Origin of the sequence: Streptomyces sp. cg36, assembly GCF_041080675.1 — a bacterium.
Taxonomy (GTDB): Bacteria; Actinomycetota; Actinomycetes; order Streptomycetales; family Streptomycetaceae; genus Streptomyces.
In genome coordinates this window covers 2028650-2042912 of record NZ_CP163520.1, presented here as the reverse complement: position 1 = coordinate 2042912, position 14263 = coordinate 2028650, and the positions used below count along the sequence as shown (strand labels likewise).

The 14263-nt window shown below is 73.3% G+C and carries 13 protein-coding genes; 12 read left to right on the top strand and 1 reads right to left on the bottom strand.

Annotated elements, in window-relative coordinates:
* Positions 1-17: 17 nt before the first annotated feature.
* The 9 genes from AB5J87_RS08995 (at position 18) to AB5J87_RS08955 (ending at position 9108) form a co-directional block, all read left to right on the top strand.
* A complete protein-coding gene (locus AB5J87_RS08995; protein WP_369375855.1) occupies positions 18-386 on the top strand; it encodes an antibiotic biosynthesis monooxygenase in 369 nt (122 codons plus the stop codon).
* 553 nt (positions 387-939) lie between these two features.
* Positions 940-1995 (top strand): ParB/RepB/Spo0J family partition protein, encoded by a 1056-nt coding sequence (locus tag AB5J87_RS08990; protein ID WP_369375854.1) that lies wholly within the window; start codon positions 940-942, stop codon positions 1993-1995.
* A 204-nt stretch (positions 1996-2199) separates the two neighbouring features.
* On the top strand, positions 2200-3336 hold the full coding sequence (locus AB5J87_RS08985) for an inositol-3-phosphate synthase (RefSeq protein ID WP_369375852.1): 1137 nt from the start codon (positions 2200-2202) through the stop codon (positions 3334-3336).
* The gene (locus AB5J87_RS08980; RefSeq protein WP_369375850.1) at positions 3333-4238 is read left to right on the top strand and encodes an SCO3242 family prenyltransferase; all 906 of its coding nucleotides are present in this window, start codon (positions 3333-3335) and stop codon (positions 4236-4238) included. The genes AB5J87_RS08985 and AB5J87_RS08980 overlap by 4 nt, the downstream gene beginning before the upstream one ends.
* Positions 4235-5089, top strand: a complete 855-nt coding sequence (locus AB5J87_RS08975; RefSeq protein ID WP_369375848.1) for a sugar phosphate isomerase/epimerase family protein — start codon at positions 4235-4237, stop codon at positions 5087-5089. The genes AB5J87_RS08980 and AB5J87_RS08975 overlap by 4 nt, the downstream gene beginning before the upstream one ends.
* On the top strand, positions 5086-5694 hold the full coding sequence (locus AB5J87_RS08970; RefSeq protein ID WP_369375846.1) for an EboA domain-containing protein: 609 nt from the start codon (positions 5086-5088) through the stop codon (positions 5692-5694). The genes AB5J87_RS08975 and AB5J87_RS08970 overlap by 4 nt, the downstream gene beginning before the upstream one ends.
* 2 nt (positions 5695-5696) lie before the next feature.
* Entirely contained in the window at positions 5697-6545 is an 849-nt protein-coding gene (locus AB5J87_RS08965) for a TatD family hydrolase (RefSeq protein ID WP_369375844.1), read from the top strand.
* Positions 6546-6547: 2 nt separating this feature from the next.
* Positions 6548-7717, top strand: a complete 1170-nt coding sequence (gene eboE / locus AB5J87_RS08960) for a metabolite traffic protein EboE (RefSeq protein ID WP_369383439.1) — start codon at positions 6548-6550, stop codon at positions 7715-7717.
* Positions 7714-9108 carry an alkaline phosphatase family protein gene (locus AB5J87_RS08955; protein ID WP_369375842.1) on the top strand — a complete coding sequence of 465 codons (1395 nt, stop codon included), beginning with the start codon at positions 7714-7716 and terminating at the stop codon, positions 9106-9108. The genes eboE and AB5J87_RS08955 overlap by 4 nt, the downstream gene beginning before the upstream one ends.
* A gap of 109 nt (positions 9109-9217) precedes the next feature.
* On the opposite strand, the gene AB5J87_RS08950 is transcribed toward AB5J87_RS08955, so the two are convergent.
* Positions 9218-10300, bottom strand: a complete 1083-nt coding sequence (locus tag AB5J87_RS08950; protein WP_369375840.1) for a methyltransferase — start codon at positions 10298-10300, stop codon at positions 9218-9220.
* A gap of 337 nt (positions 10301-10637) precedes the next feature.
* Here AB5J87_RS08950 and AB5J87_RS08945 point away from each other — a divergent pair, with 337 nt between their 5' ends.
* The 3 genes from AB5J87_RS08945 to AB5J87_RS08935 all read left to right on the top strand — a co-directional run bounded on the left by AB5J87_RS08945 (position 10638) and on the right by AB5J87_RS08935 (position 14247).
* Positions 10638-11861 (top strand): ScyD/ScyE family protein, encoded by a 1224-nt coding sequence (locus AB5J87_RS08945; protein ID WP_369375838.1) that lies wholly within the window; start codon positions 10638-10640, stop codon positions 11859-11861.
* A gap of 360 nt (positions 11862-12221) precedes the next feature.
* The gene (locus AB5J87_RS08940; protein WP_369375836.1) at positions 12222-12677 is read left to right on the top strand and encodes a carboxymuconolactone decarboxylase family protein; all 456 of its coding nucleotides are present in this window, start codon (positions 12222-12224) and stop codon (positions 12675-12677) included.
* Between the two features lie 175 nt (positions 12678-12852).
* Positions 12853-14247: a DUF4192 domain-containing protein gene (locus AB5J87_RS08935; RefSeq protein ID WP_369375834.1), complete on the top strand. Its 1395-nt coding sequence runs from the start codon at positions 12853-12855 to the stop codon at positions 14245-14247.
* Positions 14248-14263 lie beyond the last annotated feature (16 nt).

Genomic DNA, 14263 nt, shown 5'->3' with positions numbered 1-14263 from the left:
ATCCGACAGGAGGTCCTGTGATCGAGTTCGTGGAGACCGACGAGTCCACTCCTTATGTGAAGCAACTCCAGGAGCGGACCGGCCCGGTGACCCTCGTCAACACCTTCACCGTGCCGGAGGAGCGCCAGGAGGAGTTCCTGGCGCTCTGGCGCCGGGACGCCGCATACTTCCAGCGGCAGCCCGGCTTCGTCTCCACCCAGATGCACCGGGGCGTCGGCGGCAGCCGGGTCCTGGTGAACATCGCGGTGTGGGAGTCCGCCGCCCATCTGGCCGCCGCCCACGCCGGTACCCGGGTCCACCCGGTCGGTGAGGGCTACCCGGAGGGCTGTACCGTCTCCCCGCACCTGTACGAGAAGGTCGCCGTCGACGGCGTCTGCGGCGACTGACGCACGGCACGGCCCGGAGCCCGTCACGCCGGTGTGACGGGTTCCGGGTCTGTTCTCGGCCAAAGAATTGGCCAAGTTCTCCTCTGGTCCGCGCAGTTGACCGGGCCGCTCCGGCCGGCCGGGCGACCGGCGGTCACCCCCGCGGGGGCCCGCCGCCCCAGGGGCATCACGAGTGCGAAGCCGATCAGCGGGCCGGAATGTGTGATTCCGGCCCCTCTTCTGACGGTCCTTGACGTCCGGCCCGCGTCCCGGGTCCAAATCCACCGCCCCTTCACCGCGGTCGGTACAGAAGGTTGTCCGCACTTGACGGAACCTGAACTTCCGCTCTGACGGCCCGCCGTTTGCCCCCGTACAGCTGTGCGGTATCCATCGCTCCGGGGGCTCTGCGGGGTGTCCGGCGGGCGGTGCCCGCGAGCCCCTACTGCCTTGTGCCGCAAGGGAATCGGGAGCTCCGGGACCGGCTTCCGGGTGGTTGACAAGGCTTCTCCGGTCGCCTTTCATTTCGCACACCGGAAGTGGATTCCGGTTCCGATTCATTGCGAGGGGGCGCAAAGTGAGTCTGGCCGAGCAATCGATTGACGATCAGTTACTGAAGATCCACGCGGCGGACCTCGACGAGGTCGTGACCTCCATGGTCTGGATCGAGTCGCATCCCGCCGGTGAAGTACGCATCGACTCCCTGGTGTTCGAGGACTCGCCGCGTCTCGGCGGCGCCGACGAGGACCATGTGCGCGTGCTGGCCGAGGCGGGGGAAGCGCTGCCGCCGATCACCGTCCACCGCCCGTCGATGCGGGTCATCGACGGCACCCACCGGGTGCGCGCCGCCCTTCTGAACGGGCGGACCACCATCCAGGCCCGGATGGTCGACTGCGACGAGGGCGCCGCATACGTCCTGGCGGTCAAGGCCAACGTCACCCACGGCCTGCCGCTGTCGCGCTCCGACCGCTCGGTCGCCGCGGCCCGGATCATCATGACCCACCCGCAGTGGTCCGACCGTGCCGTCGCCGCCGCGGTCGGCCTCTCCGACAAGACCATTTCCCGGATCCGTTCCCGCTCCTCGGCGGACGCTCCGCAGTCGAACGCGCGCCTGGGCCGGGACGGCCGGCTGCGCCCGCTCGACAGCGGATACCGCCGCCAGCAGGCCGCCGCGATGATCCACGAGCGGCCCAACGCGGGGCTGCGCGAGGTGGCCCGGGCGACCGGCCTCTCACCCGCCACCGTGCGGGACGTGCGCCAGCGCATCGACCGGGGCGAGGACCCCGTACCGGGCCGCTACCGCACGGCGGCGGGGCAGAGCCCGGCCCCCGGCGCACCGGTGGTGCCGCGCCAGACCCAGCGCGCGGTCAGCGCCCGCAGCGAGCGGCGGGAGATCTCCGTCGACCGCCAGAAGCTGCTGGCCAAGCTGAGCGAGGACCCCTCGCTGCGGCTCAACGAGGCGGGCCGGCGCACCCTGCGCTGGCTCCACCACTACACCGTGGACGGCGAGGGCATGGAGACCCTCGGCCGCGGTCTGCCCGGCCACTGGGCGCCCGAGGTCGCCGACCTCGCGCGCAGCTGCGCCGCCGCCTGGCAGACGCTGGCCGAGCAGCTCCAGCAGCGCGCCGAGTAGGCCGGGCGCATGACGGCGAAGGAGTGCTGGTCGCGGAGGCGTGCCGTGGCCAGCACTCCGCCGTTCTCGCGTGCAACTGCGGCACCCGCGCATCCGCCCGCCGCCGGGTAGATCTATCGATACGAATGAACAGCTGCCCAACCAGCCGCCACTTCCGTCAGGTTGGAAAGGCTTCAACGCGCTGACGTAACCAGGAGGCTGCCCGTGTCCCCGTACGCAGATACCCGCGACAACGTCCCCAGGACGGGGGTCTGGTTCATCGGAGCCCGCGGCTCCGTCGCCACCACGGCCGTGGCCGGCTGCGCCGCCGTCGCCGCCGGTCTCCAGCGGCCCACCGGCCTGGTCACCGAGACCGCCGAGTTCGCCGACAGCGGCCTGCCCGCCCTGTCCTCCCTCGTCTTCGGCGGCCACGACGTGGTGAGCGGCCCGCTGCCCAAGCGCGCCGAGGAGCTGGCCGCGGGCGGGGTGCTGCCGCACGGGCTTCCCGCCGCCGTCCGCGCCGAACTCGCCGCCGCCGACGAGGAGATACGCATGGGCGGCCCGCTGCCCGGCGACACCCGCGGCGACCAGGAGCTGATCGAGGCGTTCGCCGCCGACATCTGCGGCTTCGCCCGGCGCACCGGCGCCGCCCGCACCGTCGTGGTCAACGTCTCCTCCACCGAGCCCGCGCCCGCCGAGGACGCCGACCGGCTGCCCGCCTCCTCGCTGTACGCGGCGGCGGCGCTGCGCGCCGGATGTGCCTATGTGAACTTCACTCCCTCGACCGGTCTGCACCACCCGGCCCTCGCCCCGGCGGCCCGGGAGGCGGCCGTGCCGTACGCGGGCCGCGACGGCAAGACCGGCCAGACCCTGCTGCGCGCGGTGCTCGCGCCGATGTTCCGCCAGCGCGCCCTGGACGTGCGCGCGTGGTCCGGCAGCAACCTGCTCGGCGGCGGCGACGGCGCCTCGCTCGCCGACCCGGCCGCCGCCGCCGCCAAGAACGCGGGCAAGAACCGCGTCCTGGAGGACAACCTCGGCGCGCTGCCCGAGGGCGAGGTGCACATCGACGACGTGCCCTCGCTCGGCGACTGGAAGACCGCCTGGGACCACATCGCCTTCGAGGGCTTCCTCGGCTCGCGCATGGTGCTCCAGACGATCTGGCAGGGCTGCGACTCGGCGCTCGCCGCGCCCCTCGTCCTGGACCTCGCCCGGCTGGCCGCCCGCGCCCATGAGCGCGGACTGACCGGCCCCCGCCCCGAACTGGGCTTCTACTTCAAGGACCCGGACGGCGGCTCCGCGGCGCTGGCCGAGCAGTACGCGGCGCTCCTCTCCTTCGCCGAGCGGCTGCGGGAGGCCCGGTGAGCCCGGCGCCCCGCGACTGGGCCGAACTCCTGCGCGTCTCCGCCCTGTTCACCGTGCCCGGCGACGCCCTCGCGGGGGCGGCGTCCGCCGGACGCCGTCCGAACGGCCGCACCGCGCTCGCCCTCGGCGCCTCGCTCTGCCTGTACGAGGCCGGGATGGCGCTCAACGACTGGGCCGACCGCGAGGAGGACGCCCGCGAACGGCCGCACCGCCCGATCCCGTCCGGCCGGGTCAAGCCGGGCGCGGCACTGGCGGCGGCGGCCGGGCTCACCGGCGCGGGCCTGGCGCTCGCCCACCGCGCGGGCCGCCCGGCGGGCGCCGTCGCCACCGCGCTCGCGGCCACCGTCTGGGCGTACGACCTGCGGCTGAAGCACACCAAGGCGGGCCCGGCGGCGATGGCCGCGGCCCGCTCCCTCGACCTGCTGCTCGGCGCCACCGCCACCGCGGGCTCCCCGCGCCGCGCCCTCGCCCCGGCGGCGGCCCTCGGCGCCCACACCTACGCGGTGACCACCGTCTCGCGCCACGAGGTCTTCGGCGGCTCCGCGAAGGCGCCGCTGGCCGCGCTCGCGGTCACCGGCACGCTGGGCGCGCTCACCGCGTCCCTGCCCGGACCCGCCGGCCCGGACCGCGCGCCGGCCGGCGGGCGCGCCGCGGCGGTGCGCCGGGCCGCGGGGGCCGCGCTCGCCGCCACCTACACGGCCACCGCGGCCCGCCCCTTCCTGCACGCCGCCCTCAACCCCTCGCCCCCGCTCACCCAGCGGGCCGTCGGCGGCGGCATCCGCGCCATGATCCCGCTCCAGGCGGCCCTGGCCGCGCGGGCCGGGGCGCCCGGCACCGCCGCCGGGCTGCTCGGCCTGATCCCGGTCGCCCGCACCCTCGCACGGAAGGTCAGCCCCACATGAGCGTCCGCCTCGGCTACGGCACCAACGGGCTGACCGACCTCCGGCTCGACGACGCCCTCGCCCTGCTGGCCGACCTCGGCTACCAGGGCGTCGGCCTCACCCTCGACCACATGCACCTCGACCCGCTCGCCCCCGGCCTCGCCGAACGCACCCGCCGGGTGGCCCGGCGGCTCGGCGAGCTCGGTCTCGGCGTCACCGTGGAGACCGGCGCCCGCTATGTGCTGGACCCGCGCCGCAAGCACGGGCCCACCCTGCTGGATCCCGACCCGGACGACCGGGCCCGGCGCACCGCGCTGCTGGTCACGGCCGTACAGGTGGCCGCCGACCTCGGCGCGCACGCCGTGCACTGCTTCAGCGGCATCACCCCCGACGGCACCGGCGAGGACACCGCCTGGAAGCTGCTCGGCGAGAGCCTGGCACCGGTCCTCGACGCGGCCGAAGCGGCGGGCGTCCCGCTGGCGATCGAGCCCGAGCCCGGCCATCTGCTGGCCACCCTGGCCGACTTCCACCGGCTGCGCGAGCAGCTGGGCGACCCCGGCCCGCTGGGGCTGACCCTGGACCTCGGGCACTGCCAGTGCCTGGAGCCGGAGCCGCCCGCCGCGTGCGTGCGGGCCGCCGCGCCGTGGCTGCGGCACGTCCAGATCGAGGACATGCGGCGCGGGGTGCACGAGCACCTGCCGTTCGGGGACGGCGAGATGGACTTCCCGCCGCTGCTCGATGCGCTGAGCGCCACCGGCTACACGGGCCTGACCGTCGTGGAGCTGCCCCGCCACTCCCACGCGGGCCCCGAACAGGCCCGCAGGTCCATGGAGTTCCTGCGCCCGCTGATCGAGAAGGGAGCCCGCCCGTGACACCCCCCACCGAACTCGACGCACGGCTGGACGGCGCCGCGCGCGCCTGGCTCGACGAGGCGCTCGCCGAGGCCCGGCACACCGCCGAGCGGCCCGGTGACGGATACGGCACCGCGCCCTGGGAGCTGCGCTTCGCCTCGGCCGGACGCCGCCTCGGCGCCGACGCCGTCGACGAGGCCCGGGTGCTGCTGCTGCGCACCGCCCGGGTCGACGGCCCCACCGCCACCCGCCTCTACCAGCAGGGCACGGCCGCCGAGCGGCGCGCCGTCCTGCTCGCCCTGGACGCCCTGGAGCTCGGCCCGGCCGACGGGGTGGCGCTGGTCGAGGACGCGCTGCGGGCCAATGACACCCGGCTGGTGGCCGCGGCCGTCGGCCCGTTCGCGGCGGCCCATCTGGAGCCGCACGCCTGGCGGCACGCCGTACTGAAGTGCCTGTTCACCGGGGTCCCGGTGGCCGCGATCGCCTCCCTCGCCCGACGCGCCGAAGGCGACGGCGAACTCGCCCGGATGCTGGGCGACTTCGCCGCGGAGCGCACCGCCGCCGGCCGCCCCGTCCCCGACGACCTCCACCGCGTACTGGCCCTCACCGGGGCCGAGGAGTCCTGACCATGCGTATTTTCGACCCGCACATCCACATGACGTCCCGCACCACCGACGACTACGAGGCGATGCACGCGGCGGGTGTGCGCGCGGTCGTCGAGCCGTCGTTCTGGCTGGGCCAGCCGCGCACCTCGCCCGCGAGCTTCTACGACTACTTCGACGCGCTGCTCGGCTGGGAGCCGTTCCGCGCCGCGCAGTACGGCATCGCCCACCACTGCACGATCGCGCTCAACCCCAAGGAGGCCAACGACCCGCGCTGCACGCCCGTCCTGGCCGAACTGCCGCGCTATCTGGTCAAGGACGGCGTTGTCGCGGTCGGCGAGATCGGGTACGACTCGATGACGCCCGCCGAGGACGAGGCGTTCGCCACCCAGCTGCAGCTCGCCGCCGAACACGGGCTGCCCGCCATGGTGCACACCCCGCACCGCGACAAGCTGACCGGACTGCGCCGCACCCTCGACGTGGTGCGCGAGTCGGCGCTGGCCGTCGACCGCGTCCTGGTGGACCACCTCAACGAGACGACGGTGCGCGAGGCCAAGGACAGCGGCGCCTGGCTCGGTTTCTCCGTCTACCCGGACACCAAGATGGACGAGGACCGCATGGTCGCCGTCCTGGACGAGTACGGGCCGGAGAAGGTGCTGGTCAACTCGGCGGCGGACTGGGGCAAGAGCGATCCGCTCAAGACCCGCAAGGTCGCCGACGCCATGCTGAAGGCCGGGTTCGACGAGGACGCGGTGGACCTGGTGCTGTGGCGCAACCCGGTCGCCTTCTACGGGCTGAGCGGCCGTCTGGACCTGGGACCGGTCGCGCCCGGCACCCTGCACGAGGGCAACTCCATCCTCCGCGGCGGCGAGTGAGCATGCGCCTGCGCCACCGCGACGGATCGACGGTCCACCTCGCGTACTGCACCAACGTCCATCCCGCCGAGACCCTCGACGGCGTCCTCGCCCAGCTGCGCGACCACTGCGAGCCGGTCCGGCTGCGGCTGGGCACCGACCGGCTCGGCATCGGTCTGTGGCTGGCCCGGGACGCGGCGCGGGAGCTGGGCGCCGACCCGGCCGCGCTGCGCGGGCTGCGCGCCGAACTCGACCGGCGCGGCCTGGAGGTCGTCACCCTCAACGGCTTCCCGTACGAGGGGTTCGGCGCCGAGGAGGTCAAGTACCGGGTGTACAAACCGGACTGGACGGATCCGGAGCGTCTGGAGTACACCGCCGAACTGGCCCGGCTGCTCGCGGCCCTGCTGCCGGACGACGTCACCGAGGGCACGATCTCCACACTGCCGCTCGCCTGGCGCACCGGTTTCGGCCCCGCGCAGGCCGAGGCCGCGCACGGCGCGCTCACCGACCTCGCCGGACGGCTCGACCTCCTGGAGGAGGCCACCGGAAAATCCATCCGGATCGGTCTGGAACCCGAGCCGGGCTGCACCGTGGAGACCACCGCCGACGCCATCGCCCCGCTCGCGGCCCTCGGCACGCCCCGCATCGGCGTCTGCGTCGACACCTGCCACCTCGCCACCTCCTTCGAGGACCCGGCGAGCGCGCTCGGCGCACTGCGCTCCGCCGGGATCACCGTCCCCAAGGTCCAGCTCTCGGCCGCGCTGCACGCCGAGGACCCGGCCGACCCGGCCGTCCGGGCCGCGCTCGCCGAGTTCGCCGAACCGCGCTTCCTGCACCAGACCCGCACCAGGGGCGCCGCCGGGCTGCTCGGCACCGACGACCTCGGCGAGGCACTGGCCGGACCCGCCCTGCCGGACGGCGCGCCCTGGCGCGCGCACTTCCACGTACCGCTGCACGCGCGGCCCGTGGCGCCGCTCACCTCCACCCTGCCCGTCCTGCGCGAGGCGCTGACCGCGCTCGTCGGCGGCCCCGTCGCGTACACCCGGCACCTGGAGGTGGAGACGTACACCTGGCAGGCGCTGCCCGCCGAGCTGCGCCCGCGCGACCGGGACCGGCTGGCCGACGGCATCGCCGCCGAACTCTCCCTCGCCAAGGACCTGCTGACCGACCTCGGCCTCAAGGAACTGCCATGACCGACGACCGCACCGGCGCACCCACCCCGCTCCTCGTCCTGGACGTCGTCGGGCTGACCCCCAAGCTGCTCGACCACATGCCGCGCCTCAGGGCGATGGCGGGCAGCGGCTCGCGGGCGCAGCTCGGCACCGTGCTCCCGGCCGTCACCTGCGCCGCCCAGTCCACCTTCCTGACCGGCACGCTCCCCGCCGAGCACGGCATCGTCGGCAACGGCTGGTACTTCCGCGACCTCGGCGACGTGCTGCTGTGGCGCCAGCACAACGGCCTGGTCGAGGGCGACAAGCTGTGGGACGCGGCCCGCCGCGCCCACCCCGGCTACACCGTCGCCAACATCTGCTGGTGGTACGCGATGGGCGCGGACACCGACATCACGGTCACCCCGCGCCCGGTCTACTACGCCGACGGCCGCAAGGAGCCCGACTGCTACACCCGGCCCCCGGCGCTCCACGACGAACTCCACGACAAGTTCGGCACGTTCCCCCTCTTCAACTTCTGGGGGCCCGGCGCCGACCTCGTCTCCTCGCAGTGGATCATCGACGCCACCCGGCACATCCTGGCGACCCGCGCACCCGACCTGGCGCTCTGCTATCTGCCGCACCTCGACTACGACCTCCAGCGCTTCGGGCCGGACGACCCGCGCTCCTACCGCGCCGCCGCCGACCTGGACGCCGCGATGGGCCCGCTGCTCGACGACGCCGAGGCGGCCGGCCGCACGGTGGTGGCCCTGTCGGAGTACGGCATCACCAAGGTGACCCGCCCCGTCGACATCAACCGGGCGCTGCGCCGGGCCGGGCTGCTCGAAGTGCACACCCAGGACGGGATGGAGTACCTGGACCCGATGGCCTCGCGGGCCTTCGCGGTCGCCGACCACCAGCTCGCGCACGTCTACGTCCGCAGGCCCGAGGACCTGGCGGCCGTCCGCGAGGCCCTCGCGGACGTGGCGGGCATCGACCAGCTCCTCGACGACGAGGGCAAGAAGAGCTTCGGCCTGGACCACCCGCGCGCGGGCGAACTGGTCGCGATCGCCGAGCCGGACGCCTGGTTCACGTACTACTACTGGCTCGACGACGACCGCGCCCCGGACTTCGCCCAGCTGGTGGAGATCCACCGCAAGCCCGGCTACGACCCGGTCGAGCTGTTCATGGACCCGCTCGACCCGTATGTGAAGGTCAAGGCGGCGAAGGCGCTGGCCCGCAAGAAGCTGGGGATGCGCTACCGCATGGCGGTGGTCCCGCTCGACCCCTCGCCGGTGCGCGGCAGCCACGGCCGGCTCCCCGACGACCCGCAGGACGGGCCGCTGCTGCTGTGCTCGGCGCCGGGCGCGGTGGGCGACGCGATCGAGGCGACCGAGGTGAAGGGCCTGCTGCTGCGGCTGGCGGGACTGGAGTAACTCGGCTCCGCGCGTACGCCCGTACGCGCGATGAAGCCCCGGCACGAAGAAGCTCCTGGCGGAACGATCCGCCAGGAGCCTTTTCGTGCCGGAGGGGAGTCGACCGGGATCAGACCGGGCGGGCCTCGACGATGGAGACGCCCGCGGCGGTCTGCACCACGCGGTCGAGCTCGAAGCCGGTGGCGCGCAGGATCTCGGAGTACTGGCGGGCCGTCCGCTCCTTGCCGCCGACCAGGATCATCAGCCACAGGTCGACCAGCTTGGCCGGGTGCGCCGCGTTGCCCTCCGGAGGAACGAATTCCATGACGAGAAGGCGTCCGTCGGGGCTGATCGCCTCACGCGTGTGCTTGAGGATCTCCAGCGCCTTCGGCTCCGGCCATTCGTGCAGAATGTGCTTCAGGAGATAGGCGTCGGCACCGGCCGGCAGCGGCCCGAAGAGATCGCCCTTGTCGATCTCGACCCGCTCGACCACGCCCTCTTCGGTGAGAAACCCGTTGGCGTCCAGCTCGTCCGCACGGGAATCGAAGAGGATGCCCTTCGAGGCGGGCGACTTCTTGAGGATCGCCGACAGCAGACCGCCGCGCCCGCCGAAGACATCCACCAGCGTCTTGTACTTGGAGAAGTCGTACGCCGCGAGAATGGGCTCGGTCTCCATATTCGAGAGCGTGCCCATGCCGTTGAGGAAGATCTCCGCGAATTCCGGGTTCTGTCCCAGGTACTCGTACGCGTGCATGCCGCGGTTCTTCTCAAGGCTCGGCTGGCCGGTGCGCACGGTGTGGATCAGGGCGCCCCAGTCCTCCCAGCTCGCGGGGTGGCCCGTCAACAGCGCCATGTCGCGCATCGAGTTCGGCGTGCCGGTGCGCAGGGCCTCGGCCATCGGGGTCAGCTTGAAGCGCCCGTCGCTCTGCTCGCTGAATATCTTGTAGCTGGCGAGCGCGCGCAGCAGCCGGTGCACCGCGTCCGGGTCGGCCTCGATGCGCTTGGCGATCTCCTGGGACGTGAGCGGACCGTCCGCGAGCTGGTCGGCGATCTTGAGCTCGGCCGCCACGTAGATCGCCTGGGACACCCAGGCGCCCTGGGCGAGCTCCAGGACGGCGATCGGCGCGGGCACCATCAGCTGGGCGAGGCGCTGCACCCGCGCGCGGAACCCCTCGACGATGCGGACGACTCGGGCGGGCGGAATTGGGGGCATGCGTATCCTCCGTGGGCGGTTGCGCAGCGGTATCAAGAGTCTCAATTACCGGGATACCGGAAACTATGGGCGTCGCCCGCCAGACTCTAGAGGCGGACCTCGGCGCCGAACAACCACTCAACGCGACCGAACATACCCGCAGTTGGCCGAAATCCGTGCACCACTTCCGCACCAGCGAATTCCGAGCGCCATTCAAGTGTGCAACTGCGGATAGGCCGCAGTCGGACAGGTCTGACAACTCTCCAGGGAATACGGGAAGGTTGAGGTAGAAGCGTCTATCGTGGCGCCGGTTGAGTCCGCTCCCAATGACGGGGGCACGCCATGATGAGGGAGAGACATGTCGAGAATACGCAGGTCTTGGAGTGGGGCCTTCGTGGCGGCGGCGGCCGTGGGCACTTTGGCTGCCACGCTCGTCCCCGGCCCGGCCCAGGCCGCGCCGAAGGAGGCGAAGGCCACTGCCGCCACCGCCAACATTGAGGTGATTGCGAGCAAGCTCAACAACCCGCGCGGACTCTCGGTCCAGGCGGACGGCACGATCCTGATCGCCGAGTCGGGCATCGGCAAGCCGGGCTGCGCGCCGGGCACCAAGTGCGTCGGCCTGACCGGCTCGGTCTACCGCGTCAAGGGCACCCAGCAGGGCCGCGTCGTCACCGGCCTGGCGTCCTCCGCGGTGGCCCCGACCAACCCGTACGAGCCGATCTCGGCCGCCGGCCCCAACGACGTGGAGGCCAACGGGTCGGGTTACCTCGTCCTCAGCGGCTTCGGCGGCGGCACGGACGACCGCGCCGCGCTCGGCAAGGACGCGGCCAAGCTCGGCACGCTGCAGACGTCGAGCGGCTGGGTCGTCGGCGACCCGGTCAAGCACGAGACGCTCCTCGACCCCGACTGGATCCTCGGCCACCCGGCCAACCCGGAAGAGGCGTCGATCCACAGCAACGCGTGGCGCTTCGCCCGCAACGGCCGTGGCTTCCTGGTCACCGACGCCGGCGCCAACGACCTGATCGGCGTGGGCTTCGGCGGGCGCACCACCACCGAGGCGATCTTCCCGGACAACGAGCTTCCGGCGCAGGGTCCCGCCGCGGCTCCGTCGGCCAAGGAGAAGAAGGCCCTGGAGTCCCTCGTTCCGCAGACCAAGACGGTCGCGGCCGACGGCACGGTCAAGGTCCAGTCGGTGCCCAGCGGCATCGTCAAGGGCAAGGACGGCGCGTTCTACGTCTCGGACATGGGCGGTCTGCGCCCCGGCGGCTCGCGGATCTGGCGGATCGTGCCGGGCCACCGCGCCGAGGTCTTCGCCAGCGGTCTGACCGCGGTGAGCGACCTGGCCCAGGACAAGGACGGCAACCTGATCGCGCTCACCCTCACGGGCGGCTTCCAGCAGCAGGGCCCGCCGCTGCCGGGCAAGCTGAGCAAGATCGACATCAAGACCAAGGCCGTCACCGAGATCCCGACCGACGGCAAGCTGGCGATGTCCACCGGCCTCGCGGTCGGCCCGGACGACGCGATCTACGTGACGAACAACTCGGTCGGCACCGAGGGTCAGCTGATCAAGATCACTCAGTGATCCGGACCGGTGGTGTCCGCGCGCGGCGCGGCACCGACGGGTGACACCGGCCCCTGACCCGGCTCACGCACCCGTGCACCGGACGGCCCCGCCTGGCTTTCGAGCCCGGCGGGGCCGTTCCGTTGCCCGGAGTGTCGGGGGCACGCCGAGGCGCGGGGGCGCCCTCGGCCCGGAGGGGGCGCCCGCCTCGGGCCGGAGACCGGTGCGGGGGGTGCCCCAAGCCCGCCCGGAAAATTCTTTCTCCCATCCGTCACACTCCTGCGCCGGGGCCCGTCATTCCAGTGACGCGCGATCCTGACCGATGGGATCGAGCCAGCGTCATCGCAGAACGATCGCTCAGATCTCTGAAGGAGAGCAGTCATGGAAGCACGGATGCAGAACCCGGCGATGGTCCTCCCGGACGCGATGCAGGCCATCCAGAGCCTGTACAAGGCCACGTACGCGGGCGGTGTACCGGCGGGTCTGCTCGCGCTCAGCCACCTGCGTGCCAGCCAGATCAACGGATGCAGCCCCTGTGTGGAGTCGGCCTCCGGCCAGGCGCGCAAGGCGGGTGAGAGCGACGAGAAGATCTTCTCGGTCGGCGCCTGGCGCGAGACCCCCTTCTACACCGACAGCGAGCGCGCCGCCCTGGCGCTCACCGAGCACGTGACCCGGCTCGCCGACCGCGAGGACGCGGTGCCGGACGCGGTGTGGAACGAGGCCGCCAAGCACTTCAACGAGCAGGAGCTCGCGGCGCTGGTGCTGCACATCTCCGTGAGCAACCTGTTCAACCGTCTCAACGCCACCACCAAGCAGCAGGCCGGGCAGAAGTGGTGAGTGCGGGATAGCGGGACCGGGGCGGGCGGCGCGACAGATGAGTCGACTCCTCCAGTTGAGTCGATTCCTCGCGCCGCCCCTCAGTATGCGGAACATCGGCCTGGCTTGTTCTCGCCTGTGGACAACGTTATCCACAGGGGTGGTGGGGTGGGGTCGGGCACGGGACCGTCGAGGCATGAACAAGCACCTCGCATCCCATGGCCTGTCCGACGACGACCCGCAGATCACCCTGCGCAATCCGGCCGAACTGGCGGACGCGCTGCCGTATTTGATGGGCTTCCATCCGACGGACTCGATCGTGATGGTCGCCCTCCATGGACGCCGGGGCCGCTTCGGCGGGCGGCTCCGGCTCGGCATTCCGCGCACGCCCGGCGAGTGGCCGCACATCGCCGAGCAGTTGGCCGAGTGTCTGGTGTCGGGGAGCGACCGGAGGGGATCGCTCCCCGACGCCATCATCGTCTTCCTGTGCCAGGACCCGGACGCGGCAGGAGAATTGACGAGCAGTCAGATCATGGAGCGGCTGAGGCCGCTGGCGCAGTTGCTGCGGACCGCCTGCGGACGGCTGGACGTGCCGGTCCTGGAGGCGCTCTGCATCTCCGACGGCCGGTACTGGTCGTACTGCTGCCCGGACGCGCGCTGCTGCCCGGCCGAGGGGACCCCGCTGGTCATGCCCGGCACCTCGGCGCTGGCCGCCGCCGCCACCTACGCGGGCCTGCAGGTGCGCGGCTCACTGCGCGAGCTGGAATCCCGGCTCGGCCCCTGGCGCCGCCCCGCCGCGGCCGAGCAGGAGCGTGCCCTGGCCGCGGCGGAGGAGCGCCTGGTGCCCCGCGTCCTCGACGCGGCGGAGCGGGAGCGGCTGCTGGGGGAGACCCTCGACCTGGCGGGCCTGCTGCTGCGACGGCTGCGCGGCGCGCCCCCGGCCACCGGCCGCCCGGACGGGGACGCGCTGGACGACGGCCTGATCGCCCACGACGAGGCGGCGGCCCTGGTCCTCGGCCTCCAGGACCGTACGGCGAGGGACCGCGCCGCCGAGTGGATGGAGGGACCGGACGCCGCGGCGGCGCTGCGGCTGTGGCGCGTGCTGGCCCGCCGCTGCGTGGGCCGCTTCGCCGAGCACGCGGCGGCGCCGCTGTCGCTCGCGGGCTGGGTCGCCTGGTCCACGGGCGACGAACCGGCCGCGCGGGTCGCCCTCGGCCTGGCCCTGCGGGCGGACCCCGACTACCAGTTCGCGCGCCTGCTCCATCAGGCGTGCAACCAGGGGCTGGACCCCGAGACCCTGCGCCGCTGCCTGCGGGAGGAGCGCGCAAGGCGGACCGACGGGCCCGCCGCCTCCGAGGAGAGCCGGCCCGGTGTGCCCGAGGGGGACGGGCTCGCCGTGCCCGAGGGGGACGGGGCCGCCGCCTCCGCCCGGCGGTCGAGGCCGCGCCGAGGGGTGCGGACGCCCCGCAAGGAGACCCGCCCCGCCCTCGCGCGCGCCGAGGCGCCGGAGAGCGCCCCCGCGCCCGGCTCGGCCCGCCGGGGAGCCCGCCGCACGCGCCGGTCGGCCCGGCGGGACGGGATCGGCCGATGAGCCCCCGCCGACGCCT

What these genes read in the sequence shown, in the direction of transcription:
- AB5J87_RS08975 (WP_369375848.1), top strand. Translation starts at nt 4,235, where the DNA reads ATGAGCGTCCGCCTCGGCTACGGCACCAACGGGCTGACCGACCTCCGG.
- AB5J87_RS08965 (WP_369375844.1), top strand. Translation starts at nt 5,697, where the DNA reads ATGCGTATTTTCGACCCGCACATCCACATGACGTCCCGCACCACCGAC.
- eboE (WP_369383439.1), top strand. Translation starts at nt 6,548, where the DNA reads ATGCGCCTGCGCCACCGCGACGGATCGACGGTCCACCTCGCGTACTGC.
- AB5J87_RS08955 (WP_369375842.1), top strand. Translation starts at nt 7,714, where the DNA reads ATGACCGACGACCGCACCGGCGCACCCACCCCGCTCCTCGTCCTGGAC.
- AB5J87_RS08950 (WP_369375840.1), bottom strand. Translation starts at nt 10,300, where the DNA reads ATGCCCCCAATTCCGCCCGCCCGAGTCGTCCGCATCGTCGAGGGGTTC.
- AB5J87_RS08945 (WP_369375838.1), top strand. Translation starts at nt 10,638, where the DNA reads ATGTCGAGAATACGCAGGTCTTGGAGTGGGGCCTTCGTGGCGGCGGCG.
- AB5J87_RS08940 (WP_369375836.1), top strand. Translation starts at nt 12,222, where the DNA reads ATGGAAGCACGGATGCAGAACCCGGCGATGGTCCTCCCGGACGCGATG.
- AB5J87_RS08935 (WP_369375834.1), top strand. Translation starts at nt 12,853, where the DNA reads ATGAACAAGCACCTCGCATCCCATGGCCTGTCCGACGACGACCCGCAG.